Below are 20,015 nucleotides of genomic sequence, written 5' to 3'. Positions count from 1 at the left end.
TGCTCCCCGGCGTCCCCGCCCCCGGCGGCTGCGCCGGGCCCTTTCCCACCCGCCCGCCCATGACTCCGTGGCTTCGCCGGTGCGCCCCTTGGGGCGGATGGGGTGCTCCCCGGCGTCCCCGCCCCCGGCGGCTGCGCCGGGCCCTTTCCCACCCGCCCGCCCATGACTCCGTGGCTTCGCCGGTGCGCCCCTTGGGGCGGGTAGGTGGGACGTGCGTAGGCAGGCAGACGGCATGTGCGCGGGTGCGTGAGTGAGGTTCTCCCCGGTGCCCCCACCCCCGCCCTACACCCCCTTAGGCCCCGCCTGCTGCACCACCTCGAACGACCACACCGTGGAACCGCTCGCCGCCGGCTTCGGGCGGTCGCCGCCGCCCTGGTGGGACGACTTCATGGGGCCCTCCATCCACGCCTTGAAGGACTCCTCGTCGCGCCAGCGGGTGTACACCAGGTACTGGTCGGTGCCCTCCACGGGGCGCAGGAGCTCGAACCACTCGAATCCGTCCGAGTTCTCGACGGCGCCCGCGCGGGACGCGAAGCGCTGCTCGAGGACCTCCCGCTGCTCGGCGGGGACGGTCAGCACGTTGATCTTCACGATGCTCATGCGGTCCATCCTCCCGCACGGCACCCCGGCTGTCGGCGGGCGGGTCAGCCAGGCCGGTCGCCGTGGCGCTCCCGCCAGGTTCGCGCCACCTCGTCCACGTCGTAGGGGCGCAGGCCGAGCGGCGGGCCCGGGGGAGGGGTGCGCAGGGCCTCGCGGATCTTCTCGTTCAGGTCGGTCACCAGGCGCCGCGCCACGCGCTCGGACGGGGCGTCCACCGCGGCCGCGATGACGTCCTCCGCCTCCTTGCGCAGGGCCAGCGTCGGCGACAGGAAGGACACCCCCTCGTGGGCCAACTTCCTTTTGACCCACCACAGTTCGTCGTAGGCCGCGGTCACGTCGTCCGGCAGGGGCGCGCCGCGGCCCGGGAGTGCGGCGAAGTCCCCGCGCTCCTCCGCCTCACGGATCTGCCGGTCGACCCAGGACTCGAAACTCGCACCCGGTGGCTTCCGCTCCGTCATACCGTCATCGTCCCAGAGGCATCCTGGCGCGGCACGGCTAGGATGCGCGCGGGTGTCCGAATTCAGGGGGTAGGCAGATGCTGGAGCTCACGATGGCCACCGTGTCGGGCGCGGACGCGGGCGCGACCGCGGGCATGACGATGGCGGAGGCGCCCAGCGACCCGGGCGCCGTGCTGCGCGTCGGCCGCGACCGCGAGGTGTGCGGCCTCGTCCCGCCGCAGGACTGGCTGTTCGTGTCCCGTACGCATCTGGAGTTCCGCTGCGGCCCGGACGGCACCTGGACCGTGACGTGGCTGCGCGGTTCGCAGCCCAACCCGGCCTCTGAGGTCCGCCTGCTCGCCCACGGCACGGCGACGCCGCTCGCCTACGGCGGGGCGGCGCCGCTGCCGCGGGGCGGCTCCGGCGAGATCGTGGTGCAGGACAGGTCGGGGCCGCGGAGCGTGAACGTGGGCTTCTACCACGAGGGCTGAGCCCCCCACCGGGCCCCCGCCGGGCCTCGCCCGTCCCACTCGCCCCGCCTGGCGGGCGTCAGTCCCGTACGCGGATCAGCGCGAAACCGTCGTAGCCCTTGGCCCCCACCGTCTGCACGGCCGTGCCGTCCAGCTTCGGGTGGCTCGCGACGAGCTCCAGGGCCTCGCGCGTGCCGAGGATGGCGGGGTCGTCGCTCGCGGTGTCGGTGACGCGGCCGCCGCGGACCACGTTGTCGAGGACGATCAGGCTGCCCGGCCGGGTGAGCCGCAGGGACCACTCCAGGTAGCGGGCGTTGTTGACCTTGTCCGCGTCGATGAAGACCAGGTCGAAGGGGGCGGCGCCCTCGGCGTGCAGCGCGGCCAGGGAGTCGAGGGCCGGTCCCTGGCGCAGTTCGGTGACCTTGTCCAGGCCCGCGTGGGCGAGGTTGGCGCGGGCCACGTCGGCGTGCGCGGGGTCGTACTCCAGGGTGACCAGGTGGCCGTCGGCAGGCAGGGCGCGGGCCAGCCAGATGGTGCTGTAGCCGCCGAGGGTGCCGATCTCCAGGATGCGGTGCGCCGGGGTGAGGCGGGCCAGGAGGTGGAGGAGCTTGCCCTGGCTGGCGGTGACGTTGATGGGCGGCAGGCCGGCGTCCTCGCTGGTGCGCAGGGCGTGGGCCAGGGGTTCGTCCTCGGGGGCGAGGAGCGTGGAGAAGTACGTGTCCACGGTGGACCATGCGGTGCTCATGGGGCTCCTTGGTGAGGGTCGCGGGGCCGGTGGGGCCCTGCCGGGGGGCTCCCCCGTCCGGCCCCTGCCCGAAACCACGCGCGATCAGCTAGCCGCGCGGATCCACCGACGGGGGCGAGCCCGGCAGCGGACGGTTCGCCGACTCCGTCATGTGCCACACCGCCACGCCGCCCACCACGGCCGCCGCCATCATGTAGTACGCGGGCATCATCATGTCGCCGGTCGCCCCGATGAGCGCGGTGACGACCAGGGGCGTCGTACCGCCGAAGACCGAGACGGAGACGTTGAAGCCGATGGACAGCGAGCCGTAGCGGACCTTCGTGGGGAACAGGGCGGGCAGCGCCGCGGGCATGGAGGCCGTGAAGCAGACCAGGAGCAGGCCGAGCGCCGCCATGCCGAGGCCGATGGCCCACAGGGAGCCGTCGCGGATCAGGAGCAGGGCGGGGACGGACAGGACGAAGAAGCCGACGCAGCCCGCCGCGATGACGGGGCGGCGGCCGACGCGGTCGGTGAGGGCGCCGACGAACGGCTGGGCGCACATCATCAGGGCCATCACGGCGAGGACCACGAGCAGCCCGTGCGTCTCGTCGTACTTCAGCTCGCTGGTCAGGTACGTGGGCATGTACGACAGGAGCATGTAGTCGGTGACGTTGAAGACCAGGACGAGGCCCACGCACAGGAGCAGGGTGCGCCACTGCGTCGTCACCATCTCGCGCAGGCCCACCGTGCCGCGGGCGCGCTCGTCGGCGTGAGCCCGCTCCAGCTGCGCGGCGAAGGCCGGGGTCTCCTCCAGGCGCATGCGCAAGTAGAGGCCGATGAGGCCCATCGGGCCCGCGATCAGGAACGGGATCCGCCAGCCCCAGGACAGCAGGTCGTCGGTCGAGAGCAGCGCGGTCATCAGCGTGACCAGGCCCGCGCCGCCGATGTAGCCCGCGAGCGTGCCGAACTCCAGCCAGCTGCCGAGGAAGCCGCGCCGCTTGTCGGGGGCGTACTCGGCGATGAAGGTCGCCGCGCCCGCGTACTCGCCGCCGGTGGAGAAGCCCTGCACCAGGCGCGCGGCCAGGAGCAGCACCGGGGCCCACACGCCGATCGTCGCGTACGAGGGGATGAGGCCGATGGCGAAGGTGCCCGCCGCCATCATGATCATGGTGAGGGCGAGCACCTTCTGGCGGCCCACGCGGTCGCCGAGCGGGCCGAAGACCATGCCGCCGAGGGGGCGGATCAGGAACGCCGCGGCGAAGGCGCCGAAGGTGGAGAGCAGCTGCGCGGTCGGGTTGCCGGAGGGGAAGAAGACCTTGCCGAGGGTGACCGCGATATAGCTGTAGACGCCGAAGTCGAACCACTCCATCGCGTTGCCGAGCGCGGCCGCCTTCACCGCGCGCCGCACGAGCGCGGGGTCGGTGACGGTGACGTCCTCGGCGCCGGGTCCCGAGGGGGACGGCGCCGCCTGCGTGCGGAGGGCGACGGGGGTGGCGTTCGGCAAGGGCTCGCTCGCCTGCCTTTCGATCGACGACATGGGCATAAGTCGACGACCATAGGTGGCGGAGCCACCCTTACGGAGGGTGATCATTCCATGTCATAGCGCGTGAAAACCGGGTGTACGCAGCTCAAACGGATCAAGATGGTCCAGTGTGGACATGGTGGCTTTGTGATCTATGTCGCGTGCCGGTCGGGGAACCCGGAGTCCGGGGCGCGCCCCGTCCCTGCGGGCACGGGGTGTCCTGGCGCCCGCGCGAAGCGGAACGCGGCCCGCGCCGCGCCCCGGGGGCCGACCCGGTTGGGCACCGAGGGAGAAAAGCCGGTAGAAAGCGGTGTGGCTGCCAGGTGACAGGGGGGTTGCGCGCGTCTCACCCAGGGGCGTGCGAGCCTCTTCGGGCGAGATCACGGATCTCCTGGCACTTTGACCGAGGATGACGGATGGGGCGGGAGGGCCGACAGGGCGTGGCGAATGTTGAGCACAGGGGACCGGGCAGCGCCTTGGGCGCGGGCGCATCCGGAACCCCCAAGTCGCGGATCGAGGCGATCCGTGCCGCCCTCTGGCTGATCGCCGCCGTCCTGGCCGTCCGCCAGGCCGCCGTCGTGCTGCGCACCCCCAAGGGCGAGCGGCTGACCGACCTGGAGACCTGGATCGGCCCGAACGGCGTGCTGCACGTGAAGGGCTCGCTGTACGACGCGGACAAGTTCACCGGCACCCCCTTCGCCGGGCTCGTCCTCAAGCCGCTGGCGAGCTCCGCCGAGCAGGCGCTCGGCTGGGCGTGGACGTTCGGCACCCTCGGCCTCGTCGTCGTCCTCGGCCTCGTCGCCGCCCGCGCCCTGCCGCAGCCCGTCTCGCGGCGCACCTCGCTGCTCGCGGCCCCCGTCGCCATCTGTCTGCTCATGCTGTCGCTGCCGGTGCGCAACGCGCTGCACCTGGGGCAGACCAGCATCATCCCGGTGCTCCTCGTCCTGCTCGGCCTGTTCGCCGTGCGCGGCGAGCGGGCCAGCGGCGCCCTCATCGGCGTCGCCGCGGCCCTCCAGCCGACCGTGCTGCTCTTCGCGCCGCTGCTGTGGTTCACCGGCCGCAGGAAGGCCACCGCCGCCACGGGCGTCACCTTCGCCGCCCTGACCGCGGTCGCCTGGGCGGCCCTGCCGCACGACTCGTGGACGTACTGGGTGCACCACCTGGCGGGCGCGGGCCTCGGCGCGAACCCCGACGCCAACGCCAACCAGTCCCTGCACGGCGCGCTCCTTCGCTTCGGCCTGCAGGGGCCGCTGGAGATAGCTCTCTTCCTGACGCTCGGCGCCGCCGTCGCCTTCGTCGGCCTGCGCCGCGCCGTGACGTACGCGCGGGACGGCCAGCTGCTGCTCGCCGTCGCGCTCACCGGCTGCGTCGCCATCGCCGTGTCCCCCACGAGCTGGCAGCACCAGCTCCTGTGGCTGCTCATCGCGGTCGTCGGCCGCGTCGGCAAGCGCGCATCTGACCGGTACGTGTGGCCGATCGCCGTCGTCCTGGTGATGACGCTGCCGTCGAAGATGATGCTCCCGAACATGTCGCTGCTCGACCCGCTGCGCGACAACGTCATCCTGCTCGCGGCGCTCGCCTCCGCCCTGATCGTGCCGTTCCTGTCCCGGACCGCGCCCGAGTACCAGGCGCCGATCCCCACCTCGTACGCCGATCCCGTCCCCGCGCGGTGGAAGTGGGTGCCGCTGGTCCCGTTCTGGCGGCGCGTGCTCACGCGGCCGAACCTGCTGCTCGAACTGCTCCTGATCCGCGTCGGCTACTCCGCCTACCAGCAGACCCGGCTCGCCGCGACCGGCGGCACCATCTCCGGCGGCCGCGAGCGGGCCGAGGCGCACGGCGAGCAGATCCACTCCATCGAGCAGTTCCTGCACATCGACATCGAGTACTGGTTCAACCATCTGACGGCGCGCACGCCGTGGATGGAGAGCTTCTTCAACTTCTACTACACGTCGTTCCACTTCGTGGTGCCGCTGAGCGTCCTCGCGATCCTGTATCTGCGCCGCCCCGCCGAGTACCGCTGGGCGCGCTCCGCGCTCGGCTTCGCCACGCTCCTCGCGCTCGTCGGCTTCTGGGGCTACCCGCTCGCGCCGCCGCGCCTGATGGAGGACCTGGGCTTCATCGACACCATCCACGGCCCGCAGGACTTCTCACAGCCGGACTACGGCACGCTGACGAAGCTCACCAACCAGTACGCGGCGATGCCCTCGCTGCACTTCGGCTGGTCCCTGTGGTGCGGTCTGACCATCGCGATCCTCGCGCCGAAGTGGTGGATGAAGGTCCTCGGCCTGCTGCACCCGTTCTTCACGGTGTGCGCGATCGTCGGCACCGGCAACCACTGGGTCCTTGACGCGGTGGGCGGCGCGGCCGTCGTCGGCGCGGGCTTCGGTCTGACGTATCTGCTCCAGGGGCCGCGCGTGAGGACGGTCCTGAAGGTGGGGACGGGGCTTGAGCCCGCGGTGGCGGGGGCCGCCACCGAGCCCTCGCCCAAGGCGGCCGGCAGGGCAGCCCAGAAGGCCCGCGCCACATCGGCGAAGGCCGTCGCCACGCCCGAAAAGGCGCTCACGCCCGAGAAGCTCCTCGCGGCGCCCGAGGAACCCGTGAGCACGTCCACGAAGGCCACGGACGGGGCGCAGGGCGACGACGAGAAGCCGTCAGGCGCGCCGGACGAGCCCCTCAGCAAGCCGCAGGACGAGGCAAGCGACGGTACCCCGAGCTGATCCGGTACGTCCCAGGCTTCTTGACCGTCAGCCGTGTGAACTCGCCGTGCCGCTTCAGGCACGCTCCTTGGGCCCGAAGCCATGGCGAGTACGCGATCCGCACGGTCACCGTCCCCCGCTCCGGCGCCCGCACCACCACGTCCGTGCTGCTGGAGCGGACCACGGACGCGGGCGCTGACGCCATCGGCACCGCGTTCCGCACCCGGTAGATCCGCCAGTGCTTGTCCTTCCACTCCAGTTCGAGCCAGTTCGGTTCGTTCGCGACGAGTTTCGCCTCGTGCTCGGCATAGTCGTCGGGCGTGCCCGAGGCGAGCACGACAAAGCCCACCGCCCACTTGTCCAGCCAAGCGCGGTACGCCGTGGCGGAGAACGACCCGTCGTAGAAGAGCCGTCCGCGCTCGACGTCGAACTGACGGGTCCAGCCTCGGGCCAGGTTCACGTGTGAGGCCAAGGCGGTGATCTCCCGATGACTGTCGGTGGGTACTGCCTCAACACGGGCACGGTCAGCCTTGAGCCGGTCGAGAGCGGTCAGCACCCCCCGCGTTTCAGTGGCCCATGAGGGAACGGGGGTTGACGTCTGCAGCATCTGAATGGTGTGTTCGGTCACCCAAGCCAACGACAGGGTCAGGGCCCCGGCCAGCGCGACACATCGCAACGTCCGACGGCCAGCGGCGAGAAGCGCAGCGAGCAGCACGGGTGCCGCGAGCAACTCGGCGAACCTGATGACGTTCGAGCCGACCGGTGTGGGGATCAGATAGGCGAGCACAGTACCGGCCGCGTACACCCCGGCCCCTGCCTTGACTACGCGCCACTGGCTGGGGGCTGCCAACACCAGTAGAATGCTGAAGCCCACTGGCCCCCAGAGATCCCACGCCTGCATGGGCTGCTCACCGCTGTAGGGGAACAATGCGGTGGTCAGTGCGATAGCCACCATGGAGGGCGCGCCCAGTGTTGCGGCCTTTCTCCATTCGTCGGCCAACAGCCAGGCCGCGGCGACCACGAGAAGGAACGGCCCGGCCATGGGACTGGCCATGGTTGCGAGCACGCTGGCCGTTGCCGCGCCCGTCAGTACACCCCACGTCGGCTTCGCCCGCATGAGAAGCAGGCAGGAACCCAGGCCGAGCGCCACCCCGAGGGCAAAGGTTGAACGACCGGAGGCCACGTTGCACCACAGAGTGAAGGAGGCTACTAGCGAGGGCCATAAGGGTCGGTGTATCCCGCTCCGGACCAAGAGGCTGGCTGCCAGCCAGGAGGAGGTGATTCCAGCGACGACGGTCACGGTCCGAACGCCGATGGCGGCCATCAGCAGAGGAGCGATCGTGCTGTAGTTACCGACGTGAATTCCGCCATACCAGGATAAGTTGTAAACGGCGCCAGGGTTTTGGGAGACGAAATCAGACCAGGCCAGTTGCGCTGCGAGGTCGCCGCCGCCCGTCGCCAGGAGAATCGCCCATAATGCATATGCGGGGAGAGCCAGAGTGGTGGTGAGCAGCGGGACGCGATGGCGTTGCCAGAGTGCTTTGGGACGCGAATGTTTGTCTGAGTTGGCTCGTTGCGCAGACGGTCCGACCGGGTCAACGGCGAGCGACACGGGCATGGGCTCCGTTCAGTAGACTGACGCGCTTGGCCGTGAATATTCTAGTTGACGCAGGGGCCTTGAGGTCATCGAGATGCCCGTGCCCTAACGGCGGTTGGCAAGTACACGACGGGCCGATTCGAGCCAGTCTTCTTTGGCTGATTTCAGGTAGCGAAATTCCTTCACATTGCCTTTGATCATGCTCTGTTGTAACCGTTGTTCGGCGTGTTTCCAAATGGTCACGTGATCCGAATGCTGCTGGCATCTAACATCTGCCTTGGCGACATTGATTTCATGGTTCGACGGGTGACGCGCCTCCCACCGCTTGTCCTTCAGTACCTGGGTGGGGCTTGAGTAGTGGAACCCATTCTTCTTCATGCATCTGCTCCAGGCGCTAAATGCCTGCACCACCGCCTTGTCGCGTTGGGATTTCAAGTATGCTGCACCACTGAACCTGTTGATAAGTGAAAGGTCGTAGTGGCGAGCGTTCCTCATCAGTCGACTGTGAGCCTTTCCCCAGCATCCGCCTGTGCCGTTCCTGCCGTATGCGGAGAATATCTCTCGCGGGGTGAGGTATTTCTCGCGCTTCTTTTCGAAGGATCGTCGATCTCTCAGTGATGGTGATTCCGGGGGAGCATGGTAGCCAAACGCACTGGCCACCTTCGGTTCGACAACCCCGTAACGGCGGCGGTTCGGAGGGTCGATCGCTCCGTCCGGCAACGGCGGCAGCAGTTGCCAGTCCATCCCTTTTTTGTCCATGCACTCGGAAATCAGCACATCTTCCGCAGACTGGATTGTCTGTATCTCCGCCTCTGATAACGCGTATGCATCGAGTGGGAGACGCAGGCTCCGGGCTTCCTGCGTAATGGTGGGCGTCCTGTTGTCGGCGGGCCGTGAGGTCTCTTCGGTGCTCGATGAGCAACCTGACGCCGCGGTCGCGAGAACGAGCAACGAGGGCAAAGCTCTCGACCTGACGAGCATGGTCTCTCCCTGTGTACAGCTAAGGAGGCAGGGGGCGCCCCACGTGCATGGGTGCCCCCTGCCGACGGGCTACATGAACTTGATGCGGCTGATCTCGTTGTTCATGTCGTCCGGGTTGTCGTGGTTCCTGTCGAGGTTCCCGTCCTTGCTGTGCGGCTTCGCGACGTAGACGTGGCCGACGTTGAGTCGTATGTCTTGCTTGAGGCGAATCCACTTACGCGTGGTGTTATTGAAGGAGTTGATCTTGTCGTTCACTGTCTTCTGAGTTCCGATGAACTTCTTGTCAACGAGGTTGTAGACGCTTTTCTTGTAAACTGCTCTGTCGCCAGCGAATTCGTTCTTGTCCCAGACCTCGAGTTTACCGGCCAGTGCTTCGGCGGCCTGCGTCTGCTCGACTGTGCTGGTGGCGCTGGCGGACGGAGTGGTTGCCGCGATGCCGGCGGCGCTCAGCGAGATGACGCTGAGAGCTAACGCAATCTTGCGCTTCACTGTGTTGGACCTCCATTGGTCTATCGGTCTCGGGAAGGCCTAGAGAGGCTTCTTCCAAATTCCCGCCGACGGCTGCATCGAGATCTGAATCGAAAGTCCAGCCCTGTTGCTGCAGCCGCCTGCTGGTGCTGCAGATGTAATTGGATTTCGTGTGCGCTCGTCAAAGGTGAAGCGGAGTGAGAGGTGTTGCTTGTCTGCATCGCAAGTGGTGAGTGAGGGGCGATGACCAGGCAAACTCTGCCATGTTTGCTGATTTACAGTCTGATGGCATGATCGCAATGCAATGGCTGGAAACGGTCGAGTCTGGCCTGGCTGCTCACCGAGGGCCGGGAGTGCGGCCCTCGGTGCTCTTGGCCTTCTCGGCGGGCGTTTGGCGCGAGGTGGGAGCCGCTTCAGACGGGCGACCCTCGGCGCCGCCGTGCATGCGGTGCTGGCGGGTGGGGAGTCAAGGCGGCGCGCACGAAGGGGGTAGTCCGCTCTTGGCTCTTTATGGCTTTGCAAAGGCAGGCATGAATTGTGGCGGTGCGTAAGTCAGGGCCGACGTCGAGGTTGAAACGCGCGGCGTGGGCGCCGCTTCGTGGCCAGCTGGGTTCCCTCGGGGGAGGCAGGGGCGGGGCGTAGGGGGGTGCCCCTGCCCCCCGTGGGGCCGGGTCAGCGGGTGCTGACCTGGAGTTCCTTGACGCCGTTGAGCCAGGCCGAGCGCAGCCTGCGCGGTTCGCCGGTCAGCCGCAGGTCGGGCATGGCGTCGGCGACGGCCTGGAAGATGAGGTTGATCTCAAGCACCGCGAGGGACTTGCCGAGGCAGAAGTGCGGGCCTCCGCCGCCGAAGCCGAGGTGCGGGTTCGGGTCGCGGGTGATGTCGAACGCGTCGGGGTTCTCGAAGACTTCGGGGTCGTGGTTGGCGGAGGAGTAGAAGATCCCGACGCGGTCGCCGCGCCTGATCCGGGCGCCGCCGAGCTCGGTGTCCTCGGTGGCGGTGCGCTGGAAGGAGACCACGGGCGTGGCCCAGCGCACGATCTCCTCGGCGGCGGTCACCGGCCGCTCCCGCTTGAAGAGATCCCACTGATCGGGGTGGGTGAGGAAGGCGTGCATGCCGTGGGTGATGGCGTTGCGGGTGGTCTCGTTGCCCGCGACGGCGAGCAGGATCACGAAGAACCCGAACTCGTCGGAGTTCAGATTGCCCTCGTCCTCCGCCGCCACCAGCTGGCTGACGATGTCCTTGGCCGGGCACTGCTTGCGGGCGGCGGCCAGGTTCATCGCGTACGACACGATCTCCATGGCCGCCTCGACGCCGGCCTCCTCGGTGATCGCGTACTCCGGATCGTCGTACGCCGCCATCTTGTTGGACCAGTCGAAGATCTTGGACCGGTCCTCCTGGGGTACGCCGATGAGCTCGGCGATGGCCTGCAGGGGCAGCTCGACGGCGACGTTCGTGACGAAGTCGAAGCCGCCGTCCGGCGAGGCGTTCGCGAGGGCGCGGCGGACGATGCCACCCGCGCGCTCGCGCAGGGCGTCCTCCAGGGAGCGGATGGCGCGCGGTGTGAAGCCGCGCTGGACGATCTGGCGGACCCGGGTGTGCTCGGGCGGGTCCATGTTGAGCATGATCAGCTTCTGGGCGTCGATCTGGTCGCGGCTGATCGACTCGTTGAAGCGGATGATCGCGGTGTTGAGGTTCGAGGAGTACAGCTCCGGGTGCGTGGAGACGTGCTTGACGTCCGCGTGGCGCGTCACCGCCCAGTAGCCCGCGTCGTCGAAGCCGGAGATCCCGGGCGGCTGGGCCACCCAGCGCACCGGCTCCGACTGCCGAAGGCGCGCGAACTCCGGGAAGGGCACGCGGGCTTGGAGCACGTCGGGGTCGGTGAAGTCGAACCCGTCGGGCAGCGCTGGACACGGCATCGGCAACTCCAGTCGTTCGGGTCTGCGCGCGAACTGGTGTCTGACGGTCCATCAGGAGATGGCTCGAAAGGTAGTAACGGGTTCTATAAGAGGCAAGGCCCGCGGGGCAGTTCGTTGCGCGCGCGGCGGCCTTCCGGTGTGTGCACGACCCTTGCGGCGCGGGGGTGGGGCTCAGCAGACTGCTGGACATAACTAGAACGCGTACTAGTTCTCGCGCGCGGGCGCCGGGACGCTCCGCGCGACCGGAGGGAGAGGACCGCACTATCGTGGCCGCCGAACCTGTCATCGTCGAAGCCGTACGCACCCCGATCGGCAAGCGCGGGGGCGCGCTCGCCAACCTCCACCCGGCCTATCTGCTCGGCGAGACCTACCGCGAACTCCTCGGCAGGACCGGCATCCACGCCGACTGCGTCGAGCAGATCGTCGGCGGCACCGTCACCCACGCGGGCGAGCAGTCCATGAACCCCGCGCGCACCGCCTGGCTCGCCATGGGCCTGCCGTACGAGACCGCGGCGACGACCGTCGACTGCCAGTGCGGGTCCTCGCAGCAGGCCAGCCACATGGTCGCCAACATGGTCGCCGCGGGCGTCATCGACGTCGGCATCAGCTGCGGCGTCGAGTCGATGTCCCGGGTGCCGCTCGGGTCCGGGTCCAAGCACGGGCCCGGCAAGCCGTTCCCGGACGAGTGGAACGTGGACCTGCCCAACCAGTTCGAGGCCGCCGAGCGCATCGCGCGCCACCGCGGGCTCACCCGCGAGAACGTCGACGCCCTCGGGCTCATCTCCCAGGAGCGGGCCGCCACCGCCTGGGCCGAGGAGCGCTTCAAGCGCGAGACCTTCGCCGTGCAGGTGCCGACGACGGAGGAGGAGCAGGCCGCCGGGCAGGGCATGTGGCGGCTCGTCCACCGCGACGAAGGGCTGCGCGACACCTCCATGGAGGCGCTCGCGGGACTCAAGGCCGTCATGCCGACCGCCGTCCACACCGCGGGCAACTCCTCCCAGATCTCCGACGGCGCGGCCGCCCTGATGTGGTCGTCCAAGCGGATGGCCCGCGCGCTGCGGCTCAGGCCGCGGGCGCGGATCGTGGCGCAGGCGCTCGTCGGGGCCGATCCGCACTTCCACCTCGACGGGCCCGTCGACGCGACGCGGGCCGTGCTCGGCAAGGCGGGGATGTCCCTGAAGGACATCGACCTGGTGGAGATCAACGAGGCGTTCGCGGCCGTGGTGCTCAGCTGGACGCGGGTCTTCGAGCAGGACCTGGAGAAGGTGAATGTGAACGGGGGTGCGATCGCGCTCGGGCATCCGGTGGGGGCGACGGGGGTGCGGCTGCTTACGACGGCGCTGCATGAGCTGGAGCGGCGGGAGAAGGAGTTCGCGTTGGTGACGATGTGTGCGGGGGGTGCGGTGGCGACGGCCACGATCCTCCAACGCCTCTGAGCCCTCGCGGGGCGCCCCAGGCCCGCCCCTCCCCGCTCCGGGTGCTGCCGCCCCCGTCCCCCCGCTCAAAGCCATTGGCGCTCCGCGCCTCGTCCTCAAGCGCCGGACGGGCTGGATCTCGCGCTGCGCGCTTGTCCTCAAGCGCCGGACGGGCTGAATCTCGCGCTGGCGCGCTTGTCCTCAAGCGCCGGACCGGCTGGATCGTCGCGCTGCGCGCTGGTCCTCAAGCGCCGGACGGGCTGGATCGTCGCCTGCTTGGGCTGTTTTCCCACCCACCCAGCCGCGAGCCGCTAGGTCGGGGGGTGCGGGGCAGCCGGGGATGTAAGGGCGGGTGGGTGGGAGACACGGCGCGGAGCGCCGAAAAGGCGGCCACCCCGCCAGGGGGTGACCGCCGGGGGCTGGTCAAGGCCCAGGGGCCAGGGTCAGTACCAGCCGTTGGCCTGCCAGTGGTTCCAGGCCGCGCACGGGCTGCCGTAGCGCTCGTTCATGTAGTCGTGACCCCACTTGATCTGGGTCTCCGCGTTGGTCTTCCAGTCGGCGCCCGCCGCGGCCATCTTCGAGCCGGGCAGCGCCTGGACCAGGCCGTACGCGCCGGAGGAGGAGTTGGTGGCGGTGACGTCCCAGCCGCTCTCGTGCGCGACGATGCGGTCGAAGCACTGGAACTGGGCGGTGTCGGCGATCATCCGCTGCGCCACGGCCTTGGCCGAGTCGGACGCCGGGGCGGCCTGGGCGGGGGCCGCTGCGAAGACCATGCCGGTGGCGGCGGCAGCGAGGGCGCCGCCGACGAGGGCCTTCTTGGGGGCGGCGATGCGGCGGAGGAGCGTGACGGACACAGAGGACCTTCCGGTCGGGAACAGGACGGTCGCGGGCGCTTGCCGCATCCGGCTCAAGGGAGCGGGGGCAATGCGTCGGCGCCGAGGCCTTGAGTGGTTGCCCGGGAGGGCGGATCAGGCCGGTCGGCGCCGTGCGACTCATCCAGAGAAGCAGGGCTGTTACGCCGCCGCAATGACCCCTCTTACTAGTGGCACTCGCACCCGGGCCGAAGGGCCCCGCTGTGATCTGGCTCTCAATCCGCAGGTCAGAGCGTAGATTGGCGTGTACGTGACATGCGATCGCGGCTACGAGCACTAGTAGTAGAGGACCAAAGTCCTGTGGGCCGCCTCACCCGCGAGCCCCCGGTTTCCTCACAGAACGCGCAAGGCGCGTTACCGTTCCGACGCCTCGAATGTGACCGGCGCCTCGAAGGCGGCCCGCCGCGTGGCCCGGCGCAGCGCCTTCAGGACGGCGGGCCCGAGCGCCACGCTGAGCACCACCGTGAGCACGGCCCGCGGCAGGTCCCAGCCCAGCGAGGTGGCCAGGCAGTACGCGACGAAGCGGGCCAGGTTGTCGCCCACCGCGTCGCCCGGCACGAACGAAACGCCGGAGGAGAGGCCGGAGATATAGGGCCAGCCCTGGAGGTTCATCACGGTGCCGTAGACGACGGAGGACACCGCCCCGTACCCGCCGAGCAGCCACAGCTCGCGGCGGCCGCGCACGGTGTGCGGCCCCGGAAGCAGCCCCGCCCCCATGCACACCCACCCCATGGCGAGCATCTGGAACGGCATCCACGGCCCCACCCCGCCGGTGAGCAGCGCGGAGGCGAACATCGACACGGCGCCGAGCACGAAGCCGAAGCCAGGACCGAGCACGCGCCCGCTCAGGACCATCAGGAAGAACATCGGCTCGATGCCCGCGGTGCCCGCGCCCAGCGGCCGCAGCGCCGCCCCCGCCGCGGCCAGCACCCCGAGCATCGCGATGGCCTTCGCGTCCAGACCGGCGTCGGAGATGGTCGCCACGACCACCCCGAGCAGCAGCGGGAGCAGCGCCGCGAACAGCCAGGGGGCGTCCTGCGCGTGTGCGCCGAGGCCCGAGTCGGGCCCGGCGAGCAGCGGCCACCCGAAGGCGATCACGCCCACGGCGCTGACCAGGGCGAGCGCGGCGATGGACCGCCGCCCGAGCCGGACGGGGCGCACCTGCCGGTCCCCGCCGGTCGCGGCCGCCCCGGCGTGCCCCTCCGCGCGCCCCTTGGCCGCGCTACTCATCGGCGGCCTCAAGCGCCTGGCGTACCTGCGTCACCGTGAGCCACTCCTGCGGCGCGAGGATCTTCGTGACCTGGGGGGCGAAGGCGGGCGAGGAGACCACGACCTCGGCCGTGGGCCCGTCGGCGACGATCTCGCCCTCGGCGAGGATCACCACCCGGTGGGCGAGCTCGGCCGCCAGCTCCACGTCGTGCGTCGCGAGCACGATCGCGTGGCCCTCGGCGGCGAGGCCGCGCAGGATCGCGACCAGACGGGCCTTGGCCGCGTAGTCCAGGCCCCGGGTCGGCTCGTCGAGCAGGAGCAGCGGCGGGCGGGCCGTGAGCACGATCGCGAGGGCGAGCGCCAGGCGCTGGCCCTCGGACAGGTCACGGGGGTGCGTGTCGTCCGCGATGCCGGGCAGCAACTCGGCGACCAGGGCGCGGCAGCTGCCCGCGGCCGCCCGCGCGTCCCGGTCGGCGGCGGCGCACTCGGCGGCCACCGTGTCCGCGTACAGCAGATCGCGCGGCTCCTGCGGGACGAGGCCGACGCGCCGGATCAGCTCGCGCGGGGCCGTGCGGTGCGGGGCCGCCCCGCCCACGCGGACCGTCCCCGAGGTCGGCGCGAGCAGGCCCACAAGGGTGGACAGGAGCGTGGACTTGCCCGCGCCGTTGCGGCCCATCAACGCGATGGTCTCGCCGGGCGACACGGTCAGGTCGACGTGGCGCAGCGCCTCCACGCGCCCCCGGAGGACCGCGAGCCCCTCGACCCGCGCCGCGGCCTCCACGCCCGTGGCGCCGCCCTTGCCGCCCGGCCGCCACCAGCGCCGGGCGGGCTCGGCCCCGGCGGCGGGCGCCTCGGCCCGCGCCACCGGCGCCACCCCCGCGAGCCGCTCCCGCAGGCCCGCGGCCCGGCGGCGCGCGTCGCGCACGGTCAGCGGCAGCGGGCTCAGGCCCGCGAGCCTGCCCAGGGCCACGACCGGCGGGTACACCGGCGAGACGGCCATCAGCTCGGCGGGGTCGCCGAGCACGGGGGTCTGGCCGGGGCCGGGGAGGAGCAGGACCTGGTCGGCGTACTGCACGACGCGCTCCAGGCGGTGCTCCGCCATCAGGACCGTGGTGCCGAGGTCGTGCACCAGGCGCTGGAGCACCGCGAGGACCTCCTCGGCCGCCGCCGGGTCGAGCGCGGACGTCGGCTCGTCCAGGACCAGGACCCTCGGGTGCGGGGTGAGGACGGAGCCGATGGCGACGCGCTGCCGCTGGCCGCCGGAGAGGGTGGCGAGCGGGCGGTCCCGCAGGTCGGCGAGGCCGAGCAGGTCCAGGGTCTCCTCGACGCGGCGGCGCATCACGTCCGGCGCGAGACCGAGGGACTCCATGCCGTACGCCAGCTCGTCCTCCACCGTGTCCGTCACGAAGTGGGCGAGCGGGTCCTGGCCCACCGTGCCAACGACGTCGGCGAGCTCGCGGGGCTTGTGGGTACGGGTGTCACGGCCCGCCACGGTCACCCGGCCGCGCAGGGTGCCGCCGGTGAAGTGCGGCACGAGCCCGCTGACCGCGCCGAGCAGCGTCGACTTGCCGACCCCCGACGGGCCGACGACCAGCACCAGCTCGCCCTCGGGGATATCGAGCCCGACACCGTTCAGGGTGGGCTCCGGAGCGTCCTCGTACCGCACGGAGACGTCCTCGAAGCGGATCATGGTCATGGCGTCTGCTCCTTGGCGGCGCTCCGGGACGGGCGGGGGGCGGGGGCCTCGGCGGGCGGCGGCACCGGCGCCACGAACGCCGGGAGCAGCCCGATCAGGACGGCGGCCGCGGGCCACAGCGGCAGCTCGGGCGCGACCAGCGGGACCACCCCGGGGTGCAGGGCCCCGGCCTCGTACGTGCTCGCCGCGATCATCAGGCCCGCGACGGCGGCCCCCGACCCGGCGACGAGCCAGGCGCGGGCGCCCCACAGGTCGGGCCGGTAGCGGGTGCGCACCGAGCGGCGCCCGCCGAGCCACAGGCCGCCGAGCGCGGCGGCGAGCCCGAGGGCGAGCACCGGAAGGCCGTAGGTTCCGCCGTCCGCGGTGAGCAGCCCGTACGTTCCCGCGCACACCCCCATCAGACCGCCGAGGGTGAGGACCGCGGTGGCCCTGCGCACCCGCGCGGGCACGGCGGCGGTGCGCCCGAAGCCGCGCGCGTCCATCGCCGCGGCCAGGGCCACCGACCGCTCCAGGGCGCCCTCCAGGACGGGAAGTCCCACCTGGAGCAGCCCCCTGATCCCGCTGTCGGGCCGCCCGCGCAGACGGCGCGCGGCCCGCAGCCGCTGGACGTCGCCGATCAGGTTCGGCGCGAACGTCATGGCGACGACGACGGCGACCCCCGCCTCGTACAGGGCGCCCGGCAGCGACTTCAGCAGCCTCGCCGGGCTGGCAAGCGCGTTCGCCGCGCCGACGCAGATCAGCAGGCCCGCCAGGCGCACCCCGTCGTACAGCGCGAACACCACGCCCTCCGCGGTGACGCGGCCGCCGATCCGCACGCCCTGGGCCCACTCGGGCAGCGGCACCTCCGGCAGCGTGACGATGACGTGGGTGCCCGGGATCGGCGAGCCGAGGAACACGGCGAACACGAGCCGGATGCCGATCACCAGGAGGGCGATCTTCACGAACGCGCCGTACGAGCGCGCCCAGGGGGCGGAGGTCCTGCGGGCCGCGACGACGTACCCGGCGACCCCGATGAGCAGCCCGATCAGGAGCGGATTGGTGGTGCGGGACGCGGCCGTCGCGAGCCCGAGCGCCCACAGCCACCAGGCGCCCGGGTGCAGGGCGTTGGAGCGGTGCGCCTCGGGGGCCAGGCGGCGGCGCGGTCCTGGCGGGCTAGACGGCCTTGACGGGCTAGACGGGCTGGTCATCGTGGGTGCGCCCGGACTCAGCCGCGCCGGCGGCGGGCCTGCCAGAAGGCGGCGGCGCCGAGCACGACCACGGCGGCGGCCCCGGCGAGCAGGCCGACGGAGGGCCCGCCGTCGCCGGAGTCGCCCGCGCCGCTCTCCTCGCCGTCGCCGGAGACCTGCTCGCCGCAGCCGGACTTCGGGTAGTCGGAGATGGCGCATAGCAGCGCGTTGTTGTCGTAGCGCAGCGGCTTGGCGACGGCGGCCAGCGCCTCGGCGCTGGAGCCGTTCTCGGCGATGCGGGCGCACGCGGCGCGCGGCTTCGGCGGGGCCTGCTTCCCCGGCGCGTCGGCCGCGGTGCCGAAGTCGATGACGACCGCGATCCGCTTCTGCCCGCCCTTGGCCGGGGTGTCCGCGCAGATCGTGTCGAAGTCGGCGGTGCCGCGCGGCTTCTTCGCGGTCGCGGCGTCCGCGGACACCGCGAAGCGGAAGCCGTCCACGTCCCCGTCGTCGGGGCGCGCGATCGAAGGGCCCTGCGTGGCGTACACCCAGCCGTCGGCGCTCCGCTGCCAGAACGACCAGTAGCGGTACTCGGCGGCCTGCGCCGGGGTCGCGGCGAACGCGGTGGCGCACGTGAGGAGGAGGGCGCCGAGCGGAGCGAGCGCCCGCGACAGGCCGCGGGGGCGGACGGCCGCCCCCGCGGTGGCCCCGGAGGCCGGTCGCGTCACGGCTGGTTCTTCTTGCGCCCGCTCAGCAGGAAGCCGATGCCCGCGCCCGCGGCCAGACCGACGCCGACGATCCACCAGACGCTGATGCCGCCGCCGTCGTCGTCCTTCTTCTCGTCGGACTTCTCCTCGGCCTTGTCCTTGTCCTTGGCGTCGCCCTTGGCGGCGTCGGCCGTCTTGGCGGGCGTCGGTCCGGTGGCGTTGAGCTGCTTGACGAGGTCGGCGCCGCCGAAGTCGCGCGGGTCGAGGCCCGCGGCGTGGGCGGCGAAGACCAGCTGGGCGTAGGCGGCGGGGCCGCTCTGCTTGGCCCAGGCGGCGGAGTTCTCCGCGAGCCACTCGGCGGACTTCTTCGCCTGCTCGCCCTGGCCCGCGGCGGCGAGCGCGACGACCGCGTCGGCGGTGTTGCCGACGTCCGGCTTGTCGGTGGAGCCGGGCATCGACGACATCAGGTGCCCGGAGCCGCCCAGGGTCTTCAGGAGGTAGCCGGTGCCGTTGGCCGCGGCCTGCCCGGCCGAGCCGGCGGCGGCGCACTTCGGGGCGTCGGCCGCCTTCTTGGGCGCGGCCACCACCAGGCCCTTGCCGAGGGCGCCGAGGACACCGGCGGCCGTGGCGTCGGCGTTCGGCGCCAGCTGGCCGGACGTGGCGTCCGCGAGGCCGAAGGCGCCGCCGTTCGCGGCGCAGTCCATGGCGAGCCGCGTCAGCGCGTCCAGCGGCGACTTGCCCTGCTGCGACGTCGCCGCGGCAGGCTTCTCGCCCGCGGCGGCGAGCGCGCCGATCACGATGCCGGTGGAGTTGGCGTCGCTCGGCAGGCCCGGGTTGTAGCCCCAGCCGCCGTCCTGGTTCTGCACCGACTTCAGCCAGGCGATGCCCTTGTCGACCGTCTTCTTGTCGCCGCCGAGCGCGGCGAGGGCCTGCACGGCCGCGGCCGTCGAGTTGCTGTCGACCTGCGTCTTGGAGTCGCAGGGCTCGCTCGCGTCGGCGCGGTACGCGGCGAAGCCGCCGCTCTCGCACTGCTGCCCGGTCAGCCAGTCCACGGCCTTGGCCGCGGGCTTCACCCCGGTCACGTCCTGGGCGAGCAGCGCGTACGACTGCCGGAACACGCCGTCGAACTTCGGGTCCTTCTTGCCGTACAGACCGGACGGGAGCGCGGTCGAGGGCGACGGCGAGGCGTCGTCGGCGAGGGCGGCCGGAGCCACGGCCGTGCCGAGGGCGGCGACGGCGGCCAGGGCAGCTGCGCTGCGGCGGACGTTCATGATGCGGCGGGTGCCTCTCCCTGTGGGGAACCGGGCGGCACGGCACGACGGGGCACCGGGCGGCTCCGGCTCCGTGAACCTCGACGGTGCCCGCCATCGGTACGGTCCCGATGGCGCGAGCCGGTCACGCGCCGCACGAGGTGTTCCGGCTTGCCTGGCACGGGGTCACGCGCAGGTGGTCACGGCTGCGGGTCAGCGCCGGACTTCCACCGGCTTCCCCTCGTACGTACGTGATGACGACCCGCACACTCTACCGGCCCCCGCGCCGCC

General features: G+C 71.3%; 17 protein-coding genes and 1 riboswitch. Of the genes, 3 read left to right on the top strand and 14 right to left on the bottom strand.

Going from position 1 to position 20,015, the window contains the following annotated elements; all coding sequences use genetic code 11:
* Positions 1-282: 282 nt before the first annotated feature.
* Together AC07A4_RS30820 and AC07A4_RS30815 are read right to left on the bottom strand one after the other, a co-directional pair.
* On the bottom strand, positions 283-600 hold the full coding sequence (locus tag AC07A4_RS30820) for an antibiotic biosynthesis monooxygenase family protein (RefSeq protein ID WP_478604854.1): 318 nt from the start codon (positions 598-600) through the stop codon (positions 283-285).
* A gap of 44 nt (positions 601-644) precedes the next feature.
* Positions 645-1,058, bottom strand: coding sequence for a DnaJ family domain-containing protein (locus AC07A4_RS30815; RefSeq protein WP_478604851.1), 414 nt, complete (start codon positions 1,056-1,058; stop codon positions 645-647).
* Positions 1,059-1,135: 77 nt separating this feature from the next.
* Here AC07A4_RS30815 and AC07A4_RS30810 point away from each other — a divergent pair, with 77 nt between their 5' ends.
* Positions 1,136-1,528 (top strand): hypothetical protein, encoded by a 393-nt coding sequence (locus tag AC07A4_RS30810; RefSeq protein ID WP_478604848.1) that lies wholly within the window; start codon positions 1,136-1,138, stop codon positions 1,526-1,528.
* Positions 1,529-1,586: 58 nt separating this feature from the next.
* Here AC07A4_RS30810 and AC07A4_RS30805 read toward each other — a convergent pair whose 3' ends face one another.
* Entirely contained in the window at positions 1,587-2,252 is a 666-nt protein-coding gene (locus AC07A4_RS30805) for an O-methyltransferase (protein WP_478604846.1), read from the bottom strand.
* An 88-nt stretch (positions 2,253-2,340) separates the two neighbouring features.
* A complete protein-coding gene (proP, locus tag AC07A4_RS30800; RefSeq protein ID WP_478604844.1) occupies positions 2,341-3,768 on the bottom strand; it encodes a glycine betaine/L-proline transporter ProP in 1,428 nt (475 codons plus the stop codon).
* A 425-nt stretch (positions 3,769-4,193) separates the two neighbouring features.
* Between proP and AC07A4_RS30795 the strand changes: the two genes are divergently transcribed.
* Positions 4,194-6,470 (top strand): bifunctional glycosyltransferase 87/phosphatase PAP2 family protein, encoded by a 2,277-nt coding sequence (locus tag AC07A4_RS30795; protein ID WP_478604841.1) that lies wholly within the window; start codon positions 4,194-4,196, stop codon positions 6,468-6,470.
* Here the strand turns inward: AC07A4_RS30795 and AC07A4_RS30790 are convergent.
* The 4 genes from AC07A4_RS30790 to AC07A4_RS30775 all read right to left on the bottom strand — a co-directional run bounded on the left by AC07A4_RS30790 (position 6,427) and on the right by AC07A4_RS30775 (position 11,412).
* Positions 6,427-8,061, bottom strand: a complete 1,635-nt coding sequence (locus AC07A4_RS30790) for a hypothetical protein (protein ID WP_478604839.1) — start codon at positions 8,059-8,061, stop codon at positions 6,427-6,429. The two genes, AC07A4_RS30795 and AC07A4_RS30790, sit on opposite strands and share 44 nt — an antisense overlap.
* Positions 8,062-8,151: 90 nt before the next feature.
* Positions 8,152-9,027 carry a hypothetical protein gene (locus AC07A4_RS30785; protein ID WP_478604837.1) on the bottom strand — a complete coding sequence of 292 codons (876 nt, stop codon included), beginning with the start codon at positions 9,025-9,027 and terminating at the stop codon, positions 8,152-8,154.
* A 69-nt stretch (positions 9,028-9,096) separates the two neighbouring features.
* Complete coding sequence (locus tag AC07A4_RS30780; protein WP_478604835.1) at positions 9,097-9,516, bottom strand: hypothetical protein; 420 nt, start codon at positions 9,514-9,516, stop codon at positions 9,097-9,099.
* Positions 9,517-10,167: 651 nt separating this feature from the next.
* Positions 10,168-11,412, bottom strand: coding sequence for a cytochrome P450 (locus AC07A4_RS30775; protein WP_478604833.1), 1,245 nt, complete (start codon positions 11,410-11,412; stop codon positions 10,168-10,170).
* Positions 11,413-11,678: 266 nt separating this feature from the next.
* Here AC07A4_RS30775 and AC07A4_RS30770 point away from each other — a divergent pair, with 266 nt between their 5' ends.
* Positions 11,679-12,848, top strand: a complete 1,170-nt coding sequence (locus AC07A4_RS30770; protein ID WP_478604831.1) for a steroid 3-ketoacyl-CoA thiolase — start codon at positions 11,679-11,681, stop codon at positions 12,846-12,848.
* A gap of 422 nt (positions 12,849-13,270) precedes the next feature.
* Here the strand turns inward: AC07A4_RS30770 and AC07A4_RS30765 are convergent, their stop codons facing one another.
* The 6 genes from AC07A4_RS30765 to AC07A4_RS30740 all read right to left on the bottom strand — a co-directional run bounded on the left by AC07A4_RS30765 (position 13,271) and on the right by AC07A4_RS30740 (position 19,745).
* Positions 13,271-13,681 carry an aggregation-promoting factor C-terminal-like domain-containing protein gene (locus AC07A4_RS30765; RefSeq protein WP_478604829.1) on the bottom strand — a complete coding sequence of 137 codons (411 nt, stop codon included), beginning with the start codon at positions 13,679-13,681 and terminating at the stop codon, positions 13,271-13,273.
* Positions 13,682-14,053: 372 nt separating this feature from the next.
* Positions 14,054-14,929 (bottom strand): ECF transporter S component, encoded by an 876-nt coding sequence (locus tag AC07A4_RS30760; protein ID WP_478604827.1) that lies wholly within the window; start codon positions 14,927-14,929, stop codon positions 14,054-14,056.
* Positions 14,922-16,598, bottom strand: a complete 1,677-nt coding sequence (locus tag AC07A4_RS30755; protein ID WP_478605048.1) for an ABC transporter ATP-binding protein — start codon at positions 16,596-16,598, stop codon at positions 14,922-14,924. The genes AC07A4_RS30760 and AC07A4_RS30755 overlap by 8 nt, the downstream gene beginning before the upstream one ends.
* Before the next feature lie 2 nt (positions 16,599-16,600).
* On the bottom strand, positions 16,601-17,791 hold the full coding sequence (locus AC07A4_RS30750; protein ID WP_478604825.1) for an energy-coupling factor transporter transmembrane component T: 1,191 nt from the start codon (positions 17,789-17,791) through the stop codon (positions 16,601-16,603).
* A 17-nt stretch (positions 17,792-17,808) separates the two neighbouring features.
* Positions 17,809-18,495, bottom strand: coding sequence for an SCO2322 family protein (locus AC07A4_RS30745; protein WP_478604822.1), 687 nt, complete (start codon positions 18,493-18,495; stop codon positions 17,809-17,811).
* Entirely contained in the window at positions 18,492-19,745 is a 1,254-nt protein-coding gene (locus AC07A4_RS30740; RefSeq protein ID WP_478604820.1) for a prenyltransferase/squalene oxidase repeat-containing protein, read from the bottom strand. Before AC07A4_RS30740 ends, AC07A4_RS30745 begins: the two co-directional genes overlap by 4 nt.
* 139 nt (positions 19,746-19,884) lie before the next feature.
* Positions 19,885-19,964, bottom strand: a riboswitch (cobalamin riboswitch).
* Between the last annotated feature and the right edge of the window lie 51 nt (positions 19,965-20,015).

The sequence above is a fragment of the Streptomyces sp. NPDC043996 genome, assembly GCF_056435225.1.
Note: the sequence above shows the minus strand (reverse complement) of the source record. Positions and strands in the feature narration are given on the sequence as shown.